Annotated in this window: 22 protein-coding genes and 4 pseudogenes; 14 read left to right on the top strand and 12 right to left on the bottom strand. The window is 67.6% G+C overall.

From position 1 onward, the window contains the following. Positions 1 to 65 precede the first annotated feature (65 nt). Positions 66 to 1,043, bottom strand: coding sequence for a 2-hydroxyacid dehydrogenase (locus DPM13_RS11070; protein ID WP_112888024.1), 978 nt, complete (start codon positions 1,041 to 1,043; stop codon positions 66 to 68). 249 nt (positions 1,044 to 1,292) lie between these two features. Between DPM13_RS11070 and DPM13_RS11065 the strand changes: the two genes are divergently transcribed. Next, on the top strand, positions 1,293 to 2,405 hold the full coding sequence (locus DPM13_RS11065; RefSeq protein WP_112888023.1) for an NAD(P)/FAD-dependent oxidoreductase: 1,113 nt from the start codon (positions 1,293 to 1,295) through the stop codon (positions 2,403 to 2,405). Positions 2,406 to 2,514: 109 nt separating this feature from the next. Here DPM13_RS11065 and DPM13_RS11060 read toward each other — a convergent pair whose 3' ends face one another. From DPM13_RS11060 to DPM13_RS11050, 3 genes are all read right to left on the bottom strand, one after another. After that, on the bottom strand, positions 2,515 to 3,819 hold the full coding sequence (locus tag DPM13_RS11060; RefSeq protein ID WP_112888022.1) for an NAD(P)/FAD-dependent oxidoreductase: 1,305 nt from the start codon (positions 3,817 to 3,819) through the stop codon (positions 2,515 to 2,517). A gap of 98 nt (positions 3,820 to 3,917) precedes the next feature. After that, the gene (locus DPM13_RS11055) at positions 3,918 to 4,271 is read right to left on the bottom strand and encodes a cupin domain-containing protein (protein ID WP_112888021.1); all 354 of its coding nucleotides are present in this window, start codon (positions 4,269 to 4,271) and stop codon (positions 3,918 to 3,920) included. Positions 4,272 to 4,283: 12 nt separating this feature from the next. Beyond that, positions 4,284 to 5,000 carry an HAD-IA family hydrolase gene (locus DPM13_RS11050; RefSeq protein WP_028719890.1) on the bottom strand — a complete coding sequence of 239 codons (717 nt, stop codon included), beginning with the start codon at positions 4,998 to 5,000 and terminating at the stop codon, positions 4,284 to 4,286. Between the two features lie 279 nt (positions 5,001 to 5,279). On the opposite strand from DPM13_RS11050, the pseudogene DPM13_RS27000 reads away from it, so the two are divergent. Next, a pseudogene (locus DPM13_RS27000) lies at positions 5,280 to 5,333 on the top strand (hypothetical protein); the annotation flags it as partial. 18 nt (positions 5,334 to 5,351) lie between these two features. Beyond that, a complete protein-coding gene (locus tag DPM13_RS11045) occupies positions 5,352 to 6,062 on the top strand; it encodes a LysR substrate-binding domain-containing protein (protein ID WP_262983113.1) in 711 nt (236 codons plus the stop codon). Positions 6,063 to 6,103: 41 nt separating this feature from the next. On the opposite strand, the gene DPM13_RS11040 is transcribed toward DPM13_RS11045, so the two are convergent. The 5 genes and pseudogenes from DPM13_RS11040 to DPM13_RS11025 all read right to left on the bottom strand — a co-directional run bounded on the left by DPM13_RS11040 (position 6,104) and on the right by DPM13_RS11025 (position 11,103). Further along, positions 6,104 to 7,411: an MFS transporter gene (locus DPM13_RS11040; protein ID WP_028719892.1), complete on the bottom strand. Its 1,308-nt coding sequence runs from the start codon at positions 7,409 to 7,411 to the stop codon at positions 6,104 to 6,106. A gap of 449 nt (positions 7,412 to 7,860) precedes the next feature. Beyond that, positions 7,861 to 7,992 (bottom strand): nuclear transport factor 2-like protein, encoded by a 132-nt coding sequence (locus DPM13_RS25115; RefSeq protein WP_262983112.1) that lies wholly within the window; start codon positions 7,990 to 7,992, stop codon positions 7,861 to 7,863. Between the two features lie 26 nt (positions 7,993 to 8,018). Further along, positions 8,019 to 9,466: pseudogene (locus tag DPM13_RS26995) on the bottom strand (NAD-dependent succinate-semialdehyde dehydrogenase). A gap of 5 nt (positions 9,467 to 9,471) precedes the next feature. Then, positions 9,472 to 10,523 (bottom strand): annotated as a pseudogene (locus tag DPM13_RS11030) (tartrate dehydrogenase). Positions 10,524 to 10,725: 202 nt separating this feature from the next. Beyond that, on the bottom strand, positions 10,726 to 11,103 hold the full coding sequence (locus DPM13_RS11025) for a helix-turn-helix domain-containing protein (RefSeq protein WP_112888020.1): 378 nt from the start codon (positions 11,101 to 11,103) through the stop codon (positions 10,726 to 10,728). 569 nt (positions 11,104 to 11,672) lie between these two features. Here DPM13_RS11025 and DPM13_RS23155 point away from each other — a divergent pair. From DPM13_RS23155 to ccrA, 6 genes are all read left to right on the top strand, one after another. Next, the gene (locus DPM13_RS23155) at positions 11,673 to 11,987 is read left to right on the top strand and encodes an FAD-dependent oxidoreductase (protein ID WP_223251961.1); all 315 of its coding nucleotides are present in this window, start codon (positions 11,673 to 11,675) and stop codon (positions 11,985 to 11,987) included. Then, a complete protein-coding gene (locus DPM13_RS23150) occupies positions 11,963 to 12,559 on the top strand; it encodes an FAD-binding oxidoreductase/lyase (protein ID WP_223251960.1) in 597 nt (198 codons plus the stop codon). The genes DPM13_RS23155 and DPM13_RS23150 overlap by 25 nt, the downstream gene beginning before the upstream one ends. A 289-nt stretch (positions 12,560 to 12,848) precedes the next feature. After that, positions 12,849 to 13,052 carry a hypothetical protein gene (locus tag DPM13_RS23145; RefSeq protein WP_223251959.1) on the top strand — a complete coding sequence of 68 codons (204 nt, stop codon included), beginning with the start codon at positions 12,849 to 12,851 and terminating at the stop codon, positions 13,050 to 13,052. Between the two features lie 432 nt (positions 13,053 to 13,484). Next, positions 13,485 to 14,156 carry an alpha/beta hydrolase gene (locus DPM13_RS11010; RefSeq protein ID WP_189654639.1) on the top strand — a complete coding sequence of 224 codons (672 nt, stop codon included), beginning with the start codon at positions 13,485 to 13,487 and terminating at the stop codon, positions 14,154 to 14,156. After that, positions 14,099 to 14,335 carry a hypothetical protein gene (locus DPM13_RS11005; protein WP_112888018.1) on the top strand — a complete coding sequence of 79 codons (237 nt, stop codon included), beginning with the start codon at positions 14,099 to 14,101 and terminating at the stop codon, positions 14,333 to 14,335. Before DPM13_RS11010 ends, DPM13_RS11005 begins: the two co-directional genes overlap by 58 nt. Positions 14,336 to 14,553: 218 nt before the next feature. Next, a complete protein-coding gene (ccrA, locus tag DPM13_RS11000; protein WP_028719897.1) occupies positions 14,554 to 15,843 on the top strand; it encodes a crotonyl-CoA carboxylase/reductase in 1,290 nt (429 codons plus the stop codon). Positions 15,844 to 15,921: 78 nt separating this feature from the next. Here the strand turns inward: ccrA and DPM13_RS10995 are convergent, their stop codons facing one another. Continuing rightward, positions 15,922 to 16,128 carry a hypothetical protein gene (locus tag DPM13_RS10995; RefSeq protein WP_080621717.1) on the bottom strand — a complete coding sequence of 69 codons (207 nt, stop codon included), beginning with the start codon at positions 16,126 to 16,128 and terminating at the stop codon, positions 15,922 to 15,924. A 188-nt stretch (positions 16,129 to 16,316) separates the two neighbouring features. Here DPM13_RS10995 and DPM13_RS10990 point away from each other — a divergent pair, with 188 nt between their 5' ends. Beyond that, positions 16,317 to 16,919, top strand: coding sequence for a sulfotransferase family protein (locus DPM13_RS10990; RefSeq protein WP_112888017.1), 603 nt, complete (start codon positions 16,317 to 16,319; stop codon positions 16,917 to 16,919). A 7-nt stretch (positions 16,920 to 16,926) separates the two neighbouring features. Here the strand turns inward: DPM13_RS10990 and DPM13_RS10985 are convergent, their stop codons facing one another. Continuing rightward, entirely contained in the window at positions 16,927 to 17,388 is a 462-nt protein-coding gene (locus DPM13_RS10985) for a type II toxin-antitoxin system RatA family toxin (RefSeq protein WP_112888016.1), read from the bottom strand. Between the two features lie 54 nt (positions 17,389 to 17,442). Between DPM13_RS10985 and DPM13_RS10980 the strand changes: the two genes are divergently transcribed. After that, positions 17,443 to 17,631 carry a hypothetical protein gene (locus DPM13_RS10980; RefSeq protein ID WP_112888758.1) on the top strand — a complete coding sequence of 63 codons (189 nt, stop codon included), beginning with the start codon at positions 17,443 to 17,445 and terminating at the stop codon, positions 17,629 to 17,631. Between the two features lie 24 nt (positions 17,632 to 17,655). Here DPM13_RS10980 and ypfJ read toward each other — a convergent pair whose 3' ends face one another. Continuing rightward, on the bottom strand, positions 17,656 to 18,507 hold the full coding sequence (gene ypfJ / locus DPM13_RS10975; protein WP_112888015.1) for a KPN_02809 family neutral zinc metallopeptidase: 852 nt from the start codon (positions 18,505 to 18,507) through the stop codon (positions 17,656 to 17,658). A 130-nt stretch (positions 18,508 to 18,637) separates the two neighbouring features. Here ypfJ and DPM13_RS10970 point away from each other — a divergent pair, with 130 nt between their 5' ends. From DPM13_RS10970 to DPM13_RS26990, 3 genes and pseudogenes are all read left to right on the top strand, one after another. Next, complete coding sequence (locus DPM13_RS10970; protein ID WP_028719903.1) at positions 18,638 to 19,234, top strand: DedA family protein; 597 nt, start codon at positions 18,638 to 18,640, stop codon at positions 19,232 to 19,234. Between the two features lie 8 nt (positions 19,235 to 19,242). Then, positions 19,243 to 19,728, top strand: coding sequence for a disulfide bond formation protein B (locus tag DPM13_RS10965; RefSeq protein ID WP_080621715.1), 486 nt, complete (start codon positions 19,243 to 19,245; stop codon positions 19,726 to 19,728). Between the two features lie 82 nt (positions 19,729 to 19,810). Further along, positions 19,811 to 20,617 (top strand): annotated as a pseudogene (locus tag DPM13_RS26990) (DNA gyrase subunit A); the annotation flags it as partial. Between the last annotated feature and the right edge of the window lie 28 nt (positions 20,618 to 20,645).

Raw genomic sequence — 20,645 nt, 5'->3', positions numbered from 1 at the left:
TTTCCCTTAATCGCCCCAAGTCCCGACATCGCATGACAATTACGCCCGCAATGCGGCAGGAAATGTCAGGGCAGCCGTGGACTTGCGTCCTGCGGGACCGACTCGCCGGAACAGGCGGGCGCCGCCCTGCCCTGCGCTGAACCGTCCCGCGCCGCCTGGACCTGAGCGCAGCTGCGTTTCCAGAGTTCCAGATAGGCGTCGCGGGTCATGTAGGCGGCATGGGCGGTCAGGGTCACGTCGTCGCGGGCCAGCAGCGGGTCGTCCGGGGCCACCGGCTCGGCGTCGAACACGTCGGTCGCCAGATGGCCGACCTGGCCGCTGTCCAGGGCGGCGGTCAGCGCGGCGGGGTCGATCAGCTGCGACCGGGCGGTGTTGACCAGCAGAAAGCCTGGCGCAGGCAGGGCCAGCCGGGCCGCGTCCAGAAAGCCGCGCGTCGCCTGGTTCAGGGTCAGGTGCAGGGACACGACATCGGCGCCGCGCAGCGCCTCCTCGGGATCCGGGCAATAATGCGGATGGTCCAGCGCGCTGCGGTTCCAGCCCGCGACCGTCATGCCGAAGGCGGCGCAGCGTTCGGCGAAGGCCCGCCCGATGCCGCCCAGACCCAGCACCGCCACCTTGCGTCCCGCCAGCTGCAGCCCGCCGCGCGGCTGCCAGAGGCCGGCGCGGATCTCGCGGTCCATCCGCGCGATGCGGCGCGCGCCCGCCATCATCAGGGCGAAGGCATGTTCCGCCACCGCGACCGAGCCGTAGCCCGGCGTGGTCAGCACCGCGACCCCGTGCCGGGCGGCCAGCGCGGCATCGACATAGGTCCCGGCCCCGGTGCCCATGAAGACGATGGCCCGCAGGCCCGGCGCCCGGGCAAAGACCGCATCCGGGATCACCGTATGTTCGACCATCAGCACCTGGGCGTCCTGCGCCATGGCCAGGATCGCGGCCGCGTCCGGGTCGCCGCGATGGATGCGCACGCCCGGCGGGACAGGGGCCGCGCCCGCGTCGAACAGCGCGGCCAGTTCCGGGGTGCAGTCGATGAACCAGGCCTTCATGCGTGATCTCCCAGGCCGTTTTCCCTTGTCCGTCCAGACTAGGCCAGTCCTGCGACAGATTCCGTCGACCTGATCCCCGCGCGCGACAGCATGCGTCGCAAGTGCGGGAATGTTTGCTACAAAAACCCGCCGCCTTCGGCGTAAACCAGGCTGGCAACGGACAGGGGAACGACATGCCCAATACTGCGGATTTCATCGTGATCGGCGGCGGGATCGCCGGCGCTTCGGTGGCCTATGAGCTGCTGCCGCATGGCAGCAGTGATCGTGCTGGAGCAGGAAAGCGCGCTCGGCTATCACTCGACCGGCCGTTCCGCCGCCGTCATGTCCGAGAACTACGGCCCCCGGCTGTGGAGCCGCCTGGTCAGCGCCACCCGCGGCTTTCTGGAAAACCCGCCCGAAGGCTTTGCCACCGCGCCGCCGCTGGTCACCGACCGGGGCGCGCTGTTCCTGGCCCAGGCGCATGAGACGGAGCAGCTTCAGGCGCAATACGACGACCTGATCGCGCGCGGCGCCAGGGTCGAGCTGGTCGCGGCCGACGAGGCGCTGCGCTGGTGCGAGGTGCTGCGGACCGAGAAATACGCCACCGCCATGTACGAGCCCGACTGCAAGGACGTGGACACGAACGAGCTGATGATGGGCTATCAGCGCGGCATCCGCGCGGCGGGCGGCGCGGTCGTGACCGGCGCGCGGGTGACCGCGATCCGCCGCGACGCGGGGGGCTGGCAGGTCGAGACGACCGCCGGCGCCTTCCAGGGCGGCGTGGTGGTGAACGCCGCCGGCGGCTGGGTGCAGCAGGTGGCCGAGATGGCGGGCCTGGGCTATCGCAACGTGGTGCCGTTCCGCCGCACCGCCGTCACCTTCGACGCGCCGGCGGGCAGCAACCTGCACCATTGGCCGATGACCTTCGACGTGGCCGAGACCTTCTATTTCAAGCCCGAGGCGGGCAAGGTCATGGTCTCGCCCGTGGACATGGCCCGGTCCGAGCCCTGCGACGCACAGGCCGACGAGATGGAGGTCGCCATCGCCATCGACCGGATCGAGACCTTCACCACCATGACCGTGCCGCGCCTTTCGCACAAATGGGGCGGCCTGCGCACCTTCGCCCCCGACCACGAGCCGGTGATCGGCCCCGATCCGCAGGACGCGGGCTTCGTCTGGCTGGCCGGCCAGGGCGGCAACGGGGTCATGGCCAGCGCCGCCGCGGCGCGGCTTGCGGCCGCGCTGGCGGTGGGCGCCGGCATCCCCGCCGACATCGCCGCCCTGGGGATCACCGAAGACGCGATCTCGCCCGGCCGCGCCTGCGTGCTGGCCAAAGACGACGTGCAGGTCGGATCGGCCGAAGCAATCTACGGCGCAGAGTGAAGCAGCGCAGGGGGTTCGTCCCCGGCGGTGTCTTCCGTCTGCAACAAGAAAGGCGGCGCTTGCGGCGGCGCCCTTTTTTGCTGTGCGGATTTCTGCTGTGCGGCGCGGCTTACCGGCCGATCGCGTCCAGGAACTGATACCATCCGGCGACCATGCGCACGGCGGGTTCGCGGACCCCGTACATCGGCACCTGCTTCAGCGGGGTCGCGGTAATCAGGCCCAGGTCCGGCTTTTCCCCGACAACCACCGCCGCCACATATTTCCCGATGGCCGAGGACATGGCGACGCCGGTGCCGTTGTAGCCCATGGCGTAGACCGTCTTGTCGTCCAGCCGGCCCAGATGCGGGATGCTGTCCAGCGTCAGCGCCACCAGCCCCGACCAGCGATGCGTGATCTGCTTGCCCTCAAGCTGCGGGAACTGCCGGAACATCGCGCGGCGCAGCGCCTCGAAGGCGGATTCCGAATCCTCCTTGCCGAAGGCGCCGCGGCCGCCATACATCAGCCGGTTGTCGACCTTGCGGAACCAGCGCATCATGCGGCGCGTCTCGGCATAGCTGCGGCCTTCGGTGAACAGGCTGTCGGCCACAGACTGCTCCAGCGGCTCGCTGACGATCATGGCCGACCGGAACGGCACGATGGCCTTGCGTACCCCCCCGGTCGCCGGGGTCAGTTCGTTATAGCCGTCCGTCCCGATGACCATCTGCCGGGCGCTGACGGTGCCGTTCGGCGTTTCCAGGATCACGCGCCCGCCCGACTGATGCGTCTTGAGCACCGGCGAGTTCTGATAGATCGAGACCCCGTCCCGCATCACCCCGTTCGCCATGCCGAAGACCAGGTTCAGCGGGTGCAGCGTGCCCCCGAACGAGGTCAGCATCCCGCCCACGAAATCGCGCGAGCTGGTTTCGGCATGGACCTCCTCGGCACTGACCAGGCGGTTGGTGGTGTCGCCCAGGTTGACGCGCATCCACTCGATCTCTTTTTCGATCTTGCGCATGTAGCTGTGCGTATGCGCGCACAAAAGCCAGCCGCCCTGGCGGTAATCGGCGGCCTCGATGCCGTAATCCTCGACCAGCTCGTTCAGATGCTCGACCGTCTCGCGGCCCAGGGTGTGCATCCGGCGCGCGGCTTCCAGCCCGTGGATGCGGGCGATCTCGGGATAGGTGATGCGGTATTTGGCGGAAACCACGCCGCCGTTGCGGCCGCTGCATCCCCAGCCGATGGCATTGGCCTCCAGGATGGCGCAGGACAGCCCGCGTTTCGCCAGGTAGCGGGCGGTGGAGAGGCCCGTGAAGCCGCCGCCGATGATGGCGACATCATACTGCTTGGACCCGCGCAGTTCGGGCGCTTGGGGCCGGTTGACGGCCGTGGCCTGCCAGAACGAGCGGACATCGGCAATCGGCAGGGTGGGTGACATGATCTGTCTTCCGTTTCTAGGGTGGAAATGACCTGCGCGGGCAAAGGGCAGATGCCCCTGCCCGCGCGGCTGGACTTGTCCGGGCCGGACCCAAGGCCCTAGGACACGATGACCCACAGCTTGCGCACCGTCTCGATGGTGCGCCAGGTGCCGACGAAGCCGGGGCGCATGATGAAGGTGTCGCCCGCCGTCAGGCGCCGCGTCTCGCCGCCGTCCTCGGTCAGTTCGACCACGCCCGACAGGACGTGGCAGAACTCCCAGGTCTCGCCCTTGATCGAGCGGGTGGCGCCGGGGCTCGCTTCCCAGACGCCGCTGCGGATGCGGCCGCCGTCGACCACGTCCTGTTCCCAGGTCTTGTAGCGGGGATTGCCGTCGACCAGCCGGTCGGGCGCGGCTTGCGACAGTTCGGGCGTGCCGAGGTTTTCCAGGTCGAACACGATCATCTGCGACATGGCGAGGGCCCCTTACTTGCCGGCTTCGACGGCTTCGACCAGTTCGGCGATCGAGGCGAAGTGATAGTCCGGCACCGCCGCGTCAGCGACCGCGGGCGAGCCGCCATAGCCTTCCAGACCCTTGCGCCGCTCGATCCAGGCGACCTGGATGCCCAGTTTCTTGGCCACGCGGATGTCGTGGAACTGGCTTTGCGCGACGTGCAGATAGTCCTTGAGGCGGAAGCCCAGATGGCTGTTGCGGCCGCGGACATAGGAGAACACCTGCGGATCGGGCTTGCAGACCTCGACATCCTCGGCTGTCACCTTGTCGTCGAAGGGGTGATCCAGCGTGGCCGAGAACTGCTCATAGGCCCAGTTGTCGGCATTGGTCAGCGCGACAAGACGGAAGCGCTTGCGCAGCGCCTTCATGCCCTCGACCGCATCCGGGAAGGCCGGCCAGTCGGTCATCGAGCGGCGCAGACCGTCCAGGTGGTCGTCGTCGATCGGCAGGCCGTATTTGGTGGCGATGGTGCGATAGACCTCGGGCAGCATCCAGGTGAAGGGGATGCCGGGGGTCAGGTGGTGCTGTTCGTCCTCGGCATCGGCGAATTCGGTCAGGATCCTGGCGTCCTCGATCTCGACGCCGGCCTTGTCAAAGATCGGGCGGAAAAAGTTGATGACGCCGGCTTCGAAGTCGACAAGCGTGCCGACAACGTCGAAGGTCAGGATTTTGCGGTCGGTCAGGGCCATGGTGTCTCTCCCCCTAGGGCAACTGGATAGCGTCGGTTTAGCCCGGATCGCCCGATCTCCGAACTGACATGATTTCATCGGGCGCATGACAATTTGGCATGGCACTTTGCAACGTAGGCGGGTTATATGCGGCCGTCCCGACATGACGAAGGTGCCGAGCGTCCCGGCGACCACGCATTCCTGTCACAGGAGGCCGAATGATGCGGTTGGACATCGAATCCCTGCGCGCCTTCAAGGCGGTGCTGGACCATGGCGGCGTGACCGCGCGCGGCCGACCGGCTGAACCTGACGCAATCGGCGGTCAGCCACACGATCACCCGGCTGGAAAGCCGGCTCGGCCGGCCGATCCTGATGAAGGGCGAACACGGCATGGTGCCGACCTCGGACGGCCAGGGGCTTTTGCATTACGCCGAACGCCTGATCTCGCTGCATGACGAGGCGGCGGCGCATTTCCAGTCTTCGGACCTGACCGGGCAGATCCGGCTGGGCGCGACCGAGGACGCCACCAGCGCGGAACTGGCCAAGGTGCTGGGCCGGTTCGGCCGCGTGCATCCCAACGTCTCGCTGTATGCGCGGGTGGCGCAAAGCCTGATGCAGAACTTCTGGCTGAGCACGGGCGAGATCGACATGGCGATCCTGCAGACCTTCACCGAGGACATGGAGCCGGACGACATCGAGCTGTGGCGCGAGGACCTGATCTGGGTGCGCAGCGTCGATCACCCGCCGCAGCTGGGAGAAATCATTCCCTTCGTGTCCTTCGACAGCAATTCCTTCTACAAGCTGGCGGCGATGCGGCACCTGTCGGCGGTCGGGCGCACGTTGCGGGTGGTGCTGGAATGTCCGGGCAAGGAGGGCGTGCGCGCCGGCATCAAAAGCGGCTTCGGCATCGGCCTGCTGGGGCGCAGCAACCTTGAGGAGGGGCTGACCGAACTGCATTCCGACCTGCCGGCGATGCCCTCGGTCTCGCATGTGCTGCGCAGTCGGGCGGCGCTGCCCTCGCGGCTGGAACGCAATTTCGCCGATGCCGTGCTTCTGGAAATGAAGCAGGACATCGGCAATTAGGATGGTTCGGCCGCGCCATGATGGCGCGGCGCGGCCGGTTTTTATTGCAGTTGCGCGCGCTTGGTTTCCGGCGCCCAGACCAGAGACACCACCAGCCCCAGCAGCGGGAAGGCCGCCATGATAAGCAGCGTGGCGGAAACGCCATAGGCCTGCATCGTCACCGGCAGAAGATAGGTCGCGGCCGCTGCCGAAATGCGCGAGAATGCCGCGGCAAAGCCGACGCCGGTGGACCGAATGCGGGTCTCGAAAATCTCGGAGGGATAGACGAACTGCATGTTGTTCGCGGCCGGGGCGATGAACATGTAGCCGGCAAACAGCGTCACGATCAGCCAGGTCGGCGCATCGGGCAGCAGGCCCAGCAAAAGCAGCACGGCAAACATGATGGCGAAGGTCCAGATCACGAAATGCCGGCGCGTCAGCCAATGCAGCAGCCAAAGCCCGAATACCGCGCCCACTATCTGCAAGCCGTTCAGGAGGATGTCGACGGTCACGCCGCTGTCGATGCCCAGCGACCGGAAAACCGGCATGGCGAAGGTGAAGATCGCAAAGAACGGACCGATCTGGCAGAACCAGAACAGGCCGGCATAAAGATGCGCGCGCCAGTTCTTGTGCCGGAACAGTTCCGCAGGCGAGGGATGGGATTGTTCGAGCGTCAGCGCCGGGATGGTATGGCCGGGGCCGAAATGGCGGCGCACGATCGCTTCGGCCTCGGCCTCGCGGCCGCGCGCCTTCAGCCACATCGGGCTTTCGGGCAGGCCCAGCCGCAACAGGAAGGTGATGCCGGCCGGAATGGCGCTGCTGGCCAGAAGCATCCGCCAATCGCTGCCATCGTACAGAATCCCCACGATAAAGGCGACGCTGAACCCGGCCTGCCAGGCCAGCGCGAAGCTGCCCAGCAGCACACCGCGCCCACGCCGGCGCGAGAATTCCGCCAGCACCGCCGTGCCCACGGCATATTCGACACCGATCGCCAGACCCAGCGCCAGGCGCAGCGCCACCAGCTGCCACATCTCCTGCACGAAATACTGCAGCACCGACAGGATGACGAATGCGGCCAGGTTCCAGGCAAAGACCGGGCGGCGTCCATAGCGGTCGGCGAGATTGCCGAAGATCATCCCGCCGATAAAGACGCCGATCAGGGCGCTGGCGGCGATCAGCCCCTGGTTCAGCCCCGACAGATGCAATTCCGCGCTGGCAAGCGTCAGCGAGGGGCCGATGATGCCCAGAACATATCCGTCCAGAACCGCGCCGCCCATGATGGCGGCCGCGGCCATGACATGGATCTTCTTCAGCGGCGCCAGATCCAATGCAGATGGATCCGCGCCGTTCTGGCTTTCAGTCAGAATCATGAATCTCCTCCCAGAGATTGACAGGAATGCAGCCCATGGCTGGAAGCAGCCGTCGTTGCCGGGCAACCTCATCGCGGACGTGAGGGCGAAGGTGTGCAACCTGCTGCGTATCTTTCGAAGGATGCTGCGCCGGAGCGTTCCGGGCGCGCTGTCCCACGCGATGCGCAAGCCCTATCATTCCGGGAAGGCCCCGGCGAATGACAATTGGTCATCGAAACCATCGGGAATTTCGATCCCCCGGCCGCTTCGCGATACCTGTGAAAAAGCGGGCTCTGTCCATGCTGGGACGAGCCGCTGTTGTATCCAGTCGTGGTCCTGATTTTCGGCTTCGGTCAGCCGCGAAAATCGCCTGCGCGCCGCCGGTCGATCCGCGCGGAAAAGGCGCCGGGCCAAGGGCCTTGGCTCAATCGCTCTGAAGACGCTCGTCCGGGATCGGCGGGAGGATTGATTCAGTCCGGCGCAAGGATGCTGTCGAAGGCATCCAGATCGGCACGGGCGAAGGCCTCGTAGAGGGCGATGACGATGGCCGTGTTGGCCGGATCTCGGTCATGGAACGACCCGGCTTTGGTCCGGCCCCGCAACCCGGCAGGTGGCGGGGCAGGATGGCTTACAGCCCGCCGAAATGGAACGCCTTGGTTTCCAGGTATTCCTCGATCCCCTCCTGCGCGCCCTCGCGGCCGAGGCCCGAGGCCTTGACGCCGCCGAAGGGCGCCTCGGCGTGGCAGACCGCGCCGGTGTTCAGGCCGACCAGCCCGGCCTCCAGCGCCTCGCCGAACGGAAGGCACGCCAAGTCGCGATACGAGATAGGCCGCCAAGCCGCAACCGATGCCGTTGGCGACCGCCGCGATTCTTCCGGGACGAGTTGTAATACAGTCGCGATCGGGCCGAAGGTCTCCTCGGAGGCCAGCCGCATCGCGGGGTCGCGCCCACAGCACCGTCGGTCGGCGAATTGCCCCTAGGTCGCGCTTGGCGGTGGCGCGGGTTGCGCCCTTGCGACAGCGCGTCGTCGATATGGGCCTCGATCTTGGCGATGGCGGCGGGGTTGATCATCGGGCCGATCTGGACCCCCGGTTCGGTGCCGGGGCCGACCTTCAGCGCGTCGACGCGGGCGGCCAGCGCCGCGACGAAGGCGTCGTGGATGCCCGACTGCACCAGGATGCGGTTCGCGCAGACGCAGGTCTGCCCGCCATTGCGGAACTTGCTGACCATCGCGCCTTCGACCGCGGCGTCCAGATCGGCGTCGTCGAAGACGATGAAGGGCGCGTTGCCGCCCAGTTCCAGCGACATCTTCTTCAGCGTCGGCGCGCATTGCTCGGCCAGCAGGGCGCCCACGCGGGTCGAGCCGGTGAAGGACAGCTTGCGCACGACGGGGCTTGCGGTCAGCGCGCCGCCGATCGCCTCGGGCCGGCCGGTCACGATGTTCAGGACGCCCGCCGGGATGCCGGCGCGTTCCGCCAGCTCGCCAAGCGCCAGCGCCGAATAGGGGGTGAAGTCCGAGGGCTTGATGACCATCGTGCAGCCCGCGGCCAGCGCCGGCGCGACCTTGCGGGTGATCATCGCAGGGGAAAGTTCCACGGCGTGACGATGGCGCAGACGCCCACCGGCTCCTTCATCGCAAAGATCTTCTTGCCCGGCACGGGCGAGGGGATGATCTTGCCGTTGATCCGCCGCGCTTCCTCGGCGAACCAGCGAGGAAGCTGGCGCCATACGCGATCTCTCCCCGCGCCTCGGCCAAGGGCTTGCCCTGTTCGCGGGTCAGGATCAGCGCCAGGTCGTCGGCATGGTCCAGGATCTGCTGGTGCCAGGCCATCAGCAGGTCGGCGCGGTCGGCATGGGTGCGCGCCTTCCAGACCTTCATCGCCGTTTCGGCGGCGGCGATGGCCGCTGCGTCTCGGCCGCGGTGCAGTCCGGCATCCGGCCCAGCACGGCGCCGGTGGCGGGGTCGAGCACCTCCATGTCGGCCCGCGCCAGCCATTCGCCGTCGATCAGCGCCGCTTCGCGGAACAGGTCCGGGTCCTTCAGCGCGGCCCGGATGTCGCGTGCGTTCGGGCTCATCTGGTTCATGCTTGCTCCTCCAGCGCGGCCAGGACTGCCGCCGTGATTTGATCGGTGCCGTGCGTGCCGGGGCGGATGCCGATGCCCCTGGCGGTCGCGGATTGCACGGCGGCCAGCACCGCCTCGGCGGCGGCCTTCTCGCCCAGGTGCTCCAGCATCATCGCGCCCGACCAGATCGCGGCGATGGGGTTGGCGATGTTCTGGCCTGCGATGTCCGGGGCCGAGCCGTGCACCGGCTCGAACATCGAGGGACCGCTGCGGTCGGGACAGATATTGGCCGAGGCCGCAAAGCCCAAGCCCCCTGGATCGCCGCGCCCAGGTCGGTCAGGATGTCGCCGAACAGGTTCGAGGCGACGATCACGTCCAGGTCCTGCGGCGCCATCACCATCTTGGCGGCCATCGCGTCGATATGCATGGGGCTGACGGTCACGTCGGGATATTCGGCGGCCAGTTCGCGCGTCACCTCGTCCCAGAACACCATCGAATATTTCTGCGCATTCGATTTCGTGACCGAGGTCAGGTGCTTCCTGCGCGCCCGCGCCTGCTCGAACCCGAAGCGCAGGATGCGCTCGACCCCCTTGCGGGTGAAGATCGCGGTTTCCACGGCGACCTCGTTGTCGCGGCCCTGGTGGACGCGGCCGCCGGCGCCGGAATATTCGCCCTCGGTGTTCTCGCGGATGCAGAGGATGTCGAAGCCTTCCGCCTTCAGCGGCCCCTCGACCCCCGGCAGCAGCCGGTGCGGGCGGATGTTGGCATATTGGTCGAAGGCCTTGCGGATCGGCAGCAGCAGACCGTGCAGCGACACCGAATCCGGCACCGTGGCCGGCCAGCCGACCGCACCCAGAAAGATCGCGTCAAAGGGCCGCAACTGCTCGATCCCGTCCTCGGGCATCATCCGGCCGGTCGCCAGATAGGTCTCGCAGGACCAGCCGAAGCGGGTGGGCTCCAGCGTGAAGCCGAAGCGGGTGCCTGCGGCCGCCAGCACCTGCATCGTGGCCTCGGTCACATCGACGCCGATACCGTCGCCAGGGATCAGCGCAATCTTGTGGGCGGTCATCGGGTCTCCTGATGTCGTCGTGATTCTGGTATGCGGCAAGTCATGCCACCGCGCGGGTGGATTTAGGTTCCGAAGATGCGGCACCTCCAGCAGTTTTGAGCGGATAAGGCGCATCGGGCGGGATTTTGTGTCGCGGCGGCGTCGGCGCCCGCGCGCAAACGCCCCCGTTCCGCGCCGCCAACAGAACCGTCAAGCCGATCCTTCAGGACGACAGCCCCGGATCGGCACGCGCGCCTTGCGCCTCGGACCTGAACTGGCCGGGCGGTACGCCGTAGGTCCTTTTGAACAGACGGGCAAAATGCGAGACGTTGTCGAAGCCCAGATCAAAGGCGATTTCCGTCAGCGGGGATCGCGACAGCGCCAGCAGCTGGCGCGCGCGGTCCAGCCTGAGCCGCTTGTAGATGGCGGCCGGCGTGTCGTGCAGCTGCGCCACGAACAGCCGTTCCAGCTGTCGCCGGGACAGGCCGACGCGGCGGGCCGGTTCGGCCATCTGCAGGCTGCCGTCGCTGCTGTTCTCCATCGCGATCAGAGCCGCCTGCAGCCGGGGGTCATCGCAGGCGATGGACAGGGGTTTGCGCACCTGCGTGCCCGAAGCGCGGCGCGCCTTGTCGATCTGCAGGATGTCCGGGCCTTGCGTTCGGCGTGATGGCTGATGTGGCGGCGCACGATCTCGGCCGCCATGTCGGCCGCGCCGCTGCCGCCCGCGCAGGACCCGCGCCGCCCCTCAAGGGCGAAGAGGTGGTCCGAACGCAGCCTGTGGTCCGGGAAACGCTGGCGAAAGGCGTCGTGGCAGATCCAGCTGACGCAGCTTTCGTGGTCCCCCGGTCGGTCCGCGCGCCGCCGTCGCCGGGTGTATGGTCGATGTCGCTCGGCGAGCTTCAAGACGGCGGCCCGCGCCCTGGCCTGACCGGCATCGTTCCCCGAGGATCATCCATGCGCAGTTTCCCGAAAAAGCAAACATCGTCATCGCCGGCCTGGGCGGCATCGTTGGCGCCTCGGTCGCCCATCACCGCTTTATTCCATCGACTTCTACGAAAGACTCGGCCACTACGCCCGCGTCGGCGGGCTTGAAGTCGCGCGCGTGGGCGACGACGCCCGGATGGAGGAGATCAAGCGCCGCATCTCCTCGGGCAAGGCCTTTGGCACCTGGTGACGCCGGCCGAGATCAAGGAGAAATTCCCGCTGATCGAGGAAAGCATGGTCCAGGGCGGGCTGTGGGACCCCGACGCGGGGCTGGTGGTGCCGCGGTCGCAGACCGTGGCCGGGCTACTGGTGGAAAACACCGAAAAGACCGGCCGGCTGCGCGCTTTCGCCAATACCCCGGCGCTGGAGCTGATCATCAAGGATGGCCACATCCGCGGCGTCGTCACACCGCGCGGCACGATCCGCGCCGATATCGTCATCGTCTGCACCGGCATCTGGGGGGCCAGACGGCGGCGATGGCGGGCGAGGATCTGCCGGTGATGCCCATCGACCACCCGTTGGTCTTTTTCGCCCCCCATACCGAGTTCGCCGGCACCGGCAAGGACATCGGCTGGCCCCTGCTGCGCGACCAGGGCAACTCGGCCTATATGCGCGACACGGGCGATCCGACTACCGCCGAGGGCGGCATGATCGAATGGGGCTATTACGAGGAGCACGCGCCGCGCCTGGTCCACCCCCGCGACCTTCTGGAGAGGCCCCAGGCCCGCCTGTCGCCGGCGCAGCGCGACCTGGAGATGGACCAGATCATGGCGCCCCTGGAGCGCGCGATGGAGTTGACACCGATCCTGGCCGAACTGGGCTATAACGAGCCGCGTTCCTTCAACGGGCTGTTGCAGGTGACGGCGGACGGCGGCATGCCCTCGGTCGGCGAAAGCCAGAAGGTGCGGGGCCTGTGGTATGCGGTGGCGATCCGGGTGCGCGACGCGCCGTGCTTCGGCAAGATCCTGGCGGACTGGATCACCGACGGCCGGGCATCGGATGTGAACCGGATCGACTATGCCCGCTTCCATCCGCATCAGCTGACCGAGGATTTCATCCATGGCCGCGGCTAATGGGACGCGCGGCATTTCTGGCGCGTCTCGAACGCCGAGCATCTGGCGCTGAGCGAGGATTGCGGCATCGTCAACCTGTCGCATTTCTCGATCTACGAGATTGCCGGGCCGTACCACCTGGGGCCCGAACGCCCGCGCCCGCTTGCAGGAGTTGGTGGAAATCCCGCCGATCTGGACGGCAGGGCCCTGCCCTTCGCCGCCTTCCGGCCTGTCTGCATCGCCGGCAAGGATGTCATCGCCTTCCGCATCTCCTATGTCGGCGAGCCGGCGGCTGCAAAAGTCGATGCGGGTGCAGGATTCGGAGCTGAGCACCGGATACAACCTGCACGAAGCCGGCCTAGCGCGCCCCGAGGTCAAGGAGGCCGATTTCCGCGGCAAGGCCAAGCACCTGGAATACAAGGCCCGCCCGCATCAGCCGGCCCAGCTGTGCACGCTGGTCATGACCGTCAACATCGACGGCCGGGGCGCGCCCGCTATCCCGTCGGCGTCCTGACGATCGTCGACCCGAAACGGGCGAGACGCTGATCGACAGCCTGGAGCCGGCGGCCTGCCCACCTGGATCGCCTATGGCCCCAGCATGGGGTGAACATCAGACGGCCTAGCTGCCGCATGCTGCATGACCGACAACATCGACGCCCAGGGCGTCGCCCGCTATCCGGTCGAGGTGGCGGCACGCTCTACGACCCCGAGCATCTGCGGCTGCGGTCCTGAGCCGGGGCACCGATTCCCCCGCGCGGTTCGTGTCGCCGCGGGCGCCGGCCCGCGTCGGGGTCGCCAGAACGCCACGAATCGCCCCGGCCTTGTTTCCCAGCCTTATCAAGCAAAAGCCCAAGGTTTCACGGCATGGTGCGGCTGCGGCGCTGTTGCGGCGCGGGCCCTGATGCTAGCCTTGCCGCAAGCGACGAACGACAGGCAGGAGACCGGCATGATGACCCGCCGCAGCGCGCTTGCGGTGCTGACAAGCGCCCTGGCCACCCCGGCCCTGGGCCAGGCGCAGAAGGCCCCGGGCCTTGCGGATCTGGCCTATGCCCAGGCCTCGCCCCGCAACCGGCTGGACATCCACCGGCCCGACGGGCGGGGGCCGTTCCCGGTGCGGCTGGTCATGGCGGCGGCTTTCCGGGGAAAGCGCCAGTTGGCGGTGCCCCGGCAGGTGCTGCAGGCAGGCATCGCCGTGGCGCGGATGAATTACCGCCTGTCGAACCAGGCGCGCTGGCCCGCCCAGCACGAGGACGTGCTGGCGGCGGCGCATTTCCTGCAATCGCGCGCGGGGGAACTGGGGCTGGTGCCGGACCGGCTGGCGCTGGGCGGCCGTTCGGCCGGCGCCTTCCTGGCGGTCTCGGCCGCGCTGAGCATGGTGCAAGAGGGGAACGCCCCCGCCGCCGTGGTCGATTTCTACGGACCGATGGACTTCGGCAGCATGGACGCCGACATGGCCCGGCTGGGCAGGCCGGTCAGCGCGCCCCGGCCGATTCGCCCGAAAGCGTGGAATCGCTGCTGGTCGGCTATGCGGTGGGCGAGCGCCGGCAGGAGGCGACCGCGATGGGCCCGGTCGGCCGCCTGGCCGCGCTGGCGGACGGGCTGCGCCTGCCGCCGCTGATGATCCGGCACGGGATGCGGGATTCGATCGTCTCGGTCCATCAGGCCGAGCATCTGCGCAACGCCTGGCGCCAGGTCGATCCGCACGCCGAGATCGACTTTGCCCTGCTGGAGGGCGAGGGTCCGGCACCGGCGCCTTTGGCGGCGACCGGGTGCTGGGCGATCTGGCGGGCTTCCTGACGCGGCACCTGCGCCGGGCGGACGGCTAGGACGCTCCGGACGGCGGCCGCGCCTGCCCGCGCCGCCTCTCGACGTTTCTGCGTCGCGGCTACAAAAGCGCCGATGGGTCATATTATTGCGCACAATCGTCGTCAAACTGTTGCAATGTTGCGCTGCACCAGCTAACCATACCCTCATTGCAAGCCCGATTCTGCATCGCGGCAAGACAGGAGAAGCGGATGGCCCTCGACGCACCGACCAGCATTGCACCCTACGATGCGCCGCAAAAGGATCTCTACGAGATCGGCGAGATGCCCCCCCTGGGCTACGTCCCCAAGCAGATGTACGCTTGGGCGATCCGGCGCGAACGCCATGGCGAACCCGACAAGGCCATGCAGATCGAAGTGGTGGAAACGCCCTCGATCGACAGCAACGAGGTGCTGGTCCTGGTGATGGCGGCGGGCGTCAACTACAACGGCATCTGGGCCGGGCTCGGCGTGCCGATCAGCCCCTTCGACGGCCATGGCGCGCCCTATCACATCGCGGGCTCGGACGCCTCGGGGATCGTCTGGGCGGTGGGCGACAAGGTCAAGAACTGGAAGGTCGGGGACGAGGTCGTCGTCCATTGCAACCAGGACGACGGCAACGACGAGGAATGCAACGGCGGCGACCCGATGTATTCGCCCAGCCAGCGCATCTGGGGCTATGAGACGCCGGACGGCAGCTTCGCCCAGTTCACCCGCGTCCAGGCCCAGCAGCTGATGCGCCGTCCCCGCCACCTGACCTGGGAGGAATCGGCCTGCTATACGCTGACGCTGGCCACCGCCTACCGGATGCTCTTCGGGCACGAGCCGCACGAACTGAAACCGGGCATGAACGTGCTGGTCTGGGGCGCCTCGGGGGGCCTCGGGTCCTATGCGATCCAGCTGGTGAACGCCGCCGGCGGCAATGCCATCGGCGTCATCAGCGAAGAGGACAAGCGCGACTTCGTCATGGGCCTGGGCGCGAAAGGCGTCATCAACCGCAAGGAGTTCAACTGCTGGGGCCAGCTGCCCAAGGTGAACACGCCCGAATACAAGGACTGGTTCAACGAGGTGCGCCGTTTCGGCAAGGCGATCTGGGACATCACCGGCAAGGGCAACAACGTCGACATCGTCTTTGAACACCCGGGCGAGGCGACCTTCCCGGTTTCGACCTTCGTCTGCAAGAAGGGCGGCATGGTGGTGATCTGCGCCGGCACCACCGGGTTCAACTGCACCTTCGACGTGCGCTACATGTGGATGCACCAGAAGCGCCTGCAAGGCAGCCACTTCGCCCACCTGAAGCAGGCCAGCGCCGCGAACAAGCTGATGCTGGAACGCCGGCTCGATCCCTGCATGTCCGAGGTGTTCCCCTGGGCCGAAATTCCCGCCGCGCACATGAAGATGTACAAGAACCAGCACAAACCCGGCAACATGGCGGTGCTGGTCCAGTCCCCGGTGACGGGCCTGCGCACCTTCGAGGACGCGCTGGAGGCGGGACGGCGCTAAGCCCTCCGGGCCGGCGGGCACCAGCCATCCCGCCGGCTGCCCGCCCCCCGCCATGGGCGCAGAACGGGCGGCGCCCTGTCAGGCCTCCTCACCGCCCTCGCGCGCATAGCGGCATTTCCATTCCCGCACGCGCTCGCGCGGATGCGCGGCCACCCAGCGGGCCAGTTCGTTCTGGCCCTGCAACATGCAGGTGAACAGCCCGTTCTGTTCGACGAAAAGCAGGCTGTGGTCGTGGCAGACGCGCGGCTCGGCGATCAGGCAGGCGACGAAGAACAGCTCGATCATGGCTTCCTCCATGATGACGCATCCCTACGCGCAGGGCGGGGAAAAGTTGCACCCGGTCTGCGGTCTTCACCGTTTTCCCAATACCCATGCCGATGCCGCCGACCACCGCGACGGTTGCCGTTTCAGGTTGAAGCGCGCCGCCCTCCCGCGCTAAGCCGCGCGGGTGAACCACGGACACCGGGCGCATCATGCTGATCTTCATCCAACCGCGGCTCGTGCTGCTGTCGATCCCCAAGACCGGGACGACCGCGCTGGAACAGGCGCTTGCGCCGCGGGCCGAGATCGCCTTTCGCGCCCGGCCCGAGATCAAGCACCTGACCCACCGCCAGTATCTGAACCGGATCAAGCCGCTGCTCGCCCCCCTGCGGGGGCCGGAATTCGAAAGCATGGCCGTGGTGCGCGAACCGCTGGACTGGCTGCGCAGCTGGTATCGCTTTCGCCTGCGCGACGACCTGATCGGGCATGAAAACAGCACCGCCACAGTCAGCTTCGACCGCTTCGTGCGCGACTACCTGTCCGAAGGACGCCGCCCGGCCTATGCGCGTCTGGGCCGGCAGTCGGCCTTCCTGACCGACCACGATGACCGGATCGCAGTCCGCCACGTCTATCGCTACGAGGCGATGGACCTCGCGCTCGACTTCCTGTCGGACCGGCTGGGCACACCCGTCACGCTGGAACGCGCCAATGCCTCCCCCCCGGCAACGACCGAGCTTTCCCCCGAGACCGAGGCCCTGGCCCGCAAGGCGCTGGCCCGGGAATACGAGGTCTGGCAGGCCGCCCGGCACATCTAGCCTGCCCTCAGCCGGCGCCGTAAAGCGCGCGGGCGCGGTCCTCGAAGGCGCGGACGATGCGCGTCATCGCCTCGCCGAAGACGACGCCGATCACCTTGCCGAGGATGGCGTTGCGAAACTCGAAGTCGACGAAGAAATCGACCTTGCAGCCCGTTTCCGGCGCAGGCAGGTCGGCAAAGCTCCAGCCGCTTTTCAGATAGCGGAACGGGCCGTCCAGATATTCGGTGTCGATGCGCTTCCGGTCCGGCCACAGGGTGACGCGCGACCCGAAGCGTTCGCGAAACACCTTGAAGCTGATGACCAGGTCGGCCTCGACCACCTCGCTGCCCTCGGGCCCGGAGGTGCGGGCGCGGATGCGGGCGGCGCTGTTCCAGGGCAGGAACTCGGGGTATCTTTCGATGTCGGCGACCAGCGCATACATCTGGTCGGCGGTATAGGGCAGGATGCGGCTGTCGCTGTGCTGAGGCAAGACGTGGTCCCGGGGCGATTTCCGTTTCGGGCAGCACTATAGGGTATGGACCATATGAACAACCTCATCTGGCTGCTGCGGGCCTCCCGCTGGGCGCGGAACCCGCCCAGCGCCAAACGGGTCAAGCTGGTGCTTGCGGTGGTCGCGGCCTGCGTCGCCATCGCGGGAATGCAGCATTTCGACCTGTGGCCCGACTGGGCCACCATGGACCGGCCGCGCGGGATGCATCTGCAACGGCCGTGACGATGGCGCGTAATGTGGGGGCCGCTACAGCCCCGCCGCCTTGAAGGTGTTGCACTGCGCCAGTTCGCCCGAGTTGAAGCCGCGGTCGAACCATTCCTGCCGCTCGGCCGACGAGCCGTGGGTAAAGCTGTCGCGCATGGGCGCGCGGCCCGCCTTTTCCATCAGCCGGTCGTCGCCCACGGCGGCGGCGGCGTTCATCGCCTCCTCGATGTCACCGGGCTGGAGGGTGCCGAACATCTCGTTAGCCTGGCGCGCCCAGATGCCGGCGAAGCAGTCGGCCTGCAACTCGGTCATGACCGAGATGCGGTTCGCGTCCGCCTGGCTGGATTGCTGGCGGGCCTGCATGGTCTGGCCCAGGATGCCCAGCTGGTTCTGGACATGGTGGCCGACCTCGTGCGCGATGACATAGGCAAAGGCGAAATCGCCGCCCGCGTCCATCCGGGTCTGCATCGTCCGGAAGAAATCGGTGTCCAGATAGACCGTCCGGTCGTTCGGGCAATAGAACGGTCCCATCGCCGATTGCGCCGTGCCGCAGGCCGAACTGTCGATCCCCGAGAACATCACCAGCTGCGGCGCGACGTAATCGACGCCGGCCTGCGCCGGCAGGATGCTGGCCCAGACCTCCTCGGTATCGGCCAGCACGACGCTGACGAACTGGCCGACCTCCTGTTCCTCGGGGGTCAGCTCGCGCGGCTGGCCAGGCTGGCCGCCGTCGTCCAGCCCGCCCACCATGGGCGAGATGTCGATGCCGAAGAAATAGCCCACCGCCAGGATCGCCAGCATGCCCACGATGCCGACGCCGCCCGCGGCCCCCGCGCGTCCCATGCCGCGCCGGTCCTCGACGTTCCGGCTGCCCCGCCTGCCCCGCCATTCCATGATCCGCCCTCCCACGTAACGGCCTGTCACGATGTGATAACGCGATTGCGCCATCCCGCAACCGTTTCGCGGCCTTGACAGTTCCGACCCCGGCGTCCAGCAAGCGCCTGCGGCCAAGCGAGGGGAAGCAATGTTCGACTGGGTGGTCTCGACGATCGAGGGCTGGGGCTATCTGGGGGTCTTCCTGCTGATGGTGGCCGAGAACATCTTTCCGCCGATCCCTTCCGAGGTCATCATGCCGCTGGCCGGGTTCCTGGCCGGTCGGGGCGACCTGTCTTTGGCCCTGACCATCCTGGTCGGCACGCTGGGTTCGGTCCTGGGAACGCTGGCCTGGTACTATCTGGGCCGCGCCATCGGCGAGGCGCGGCTGAAGCGTTTCGCCGCTCGCCACGGCCGGCTGCTGACGCTGGCGCCCTCGGACATCGACAATGCGCGGGACTGGTTCCAGCGCCACGGCGCGGCGGCGGTGTTCTTCGGCCGCATGATCCCGGCGATCCGCACGCTGATCTCGGTCCCGGCGGGGCTGTCGAACATGCCGTTCTGGCGCTTCCTGCTTTATACCGTCCTGGGCTCGGCGCTGTGGACGGGGGTGCTGACCGTCGCGGGGCTGGTGCTGCACGAAAACTATGCGCTGGTCGCCGATTACGTCGATCCGCTGTCCAAGCTGGTGATCGTGGCGGTGGTCGCGATCTATCTGTGGCGGGTGATCCGCTGGAAACCGCATTGAGGGCTGCGATGACACCAAGACAGATGGGAATGGCCGCGGGCGCCGGCTCGGCGCTGCTGCTGGCGGCGGCTCTGGGGTTCCAGGCGGCGGGCTATGCGCCCTGCGAGCTGTGCATCCTGCAGCGCTGGCCGCATCTGGCCGCCGCGGTGGCCGGCGCGCTGGTCGCGGTGCTGGGCTGGCGGCGCTGGCTGGCGGCACTGGGGCTGGTCGCGGCGCTGGCGGCCTTCGGTCTGGCCGTCTATCACGCCGGGGTCGAGATGCAGCTTTGGGCCGGGCCGCAGCACTGTTCGGGGGGCGTGTCGAACCTGGCCGCCATGTCCACGCAGGACCTGCTGGCCGCGATCAACGCCGCGCCCGTCGTGCGCTGTGACCAGGTCGCCTGGAGCCTGTTCGGCATTTCGATGGCGGGCTGGAACGCGATCTGCTCGGCCGGGCTCGCCGCGCTGTGGCTGGCCTGCCTGCGCGGGCGCGACAGACAGCGCGGGCTGGCCTGAACGGGCTTTCCCGGCCCGGAAAGATTGCGCCGCCCGCTGGTATGGGATAGACCGCGTTTCAACAAGATGTTGAGGCGATCCTTTGGCTGATACCCCCGAAAACGACGACGATTCCGCAGAGAACGGGACGCCCGAGCGTGCCGTCATGCCCCATGACGGGCCGGTCATCGACATCGCGCGCGAAATGCGCTCGTCCTATCTCGATTACGCCATGTCGGTCATCGTCAGCCGGGCCATTCCCGACCTGCGCGACGGGCTGAAGCCGGTGCACCGGCGCATCCTGTTCGCCATGCACGAAACCGGCAACACCCACGACAAGCCCTATCGCAAGTCGGCCCGCCCGGTCGGCGACGTCATGGGTAAGTATCACCCGCACGGCGACGCGGCGATCTATGACGCGCTGGTGCGGATGGCGCAGGACTTTTCCATGTCCCTGCCCCTGCTGGACGGGCAGGGCAACTTCGGCTCGATGGACGGCGATTCCGCGGCGGCCATGCGCTATACCGAGGTGCGGATGGACAAGCCCTCGGCCTACCTGCTGATGGACATCGACAAGGACACGGTCGAGTTCCAGGACAACTACGACGGCAAGGACCGCGAGCCGACGGTGCTGCCGGCGCGCTTTCCGAACATGCTGGTCAACGGCGCGGGCGGCATCGCCGTGGGCATGGCGACGAACATCCCGCCTCACAACCTGGGCGAGGTGATCGACGCCACGCTGGAACTGATCGCCAACCCCGATCTGCCGACCGAACGCCTGCTGGACATCATCCCGGGCCCGGACTTTCCGACCGGCGGCATCATCCTGGGCCGCTCGGGCGCGCGCAAGGCCTATCTGGAAGGGCGCGGGTCGGTCGTCATCCGCGCCAAGACCCGGCGAAAGGGGAGCTGCGGCCGCCAGATGATTTGCGCAACAG

This window comes from Paracoccus mutanolyticus (assembly GCF_003285265.1).
GTDB classification, from domain to species: Bacteria; Pseudomonadota; Alphaproteobacteria; order Rhodobacterales; family Rhodobacteraceae; genus Paracoccus; species Paracoccus yeei.
The sequence above is the reverse complement of the archived record's forward strand: the minus strand, read 5'-3'. Positions and strand labels throughout refer to the sequence as shown.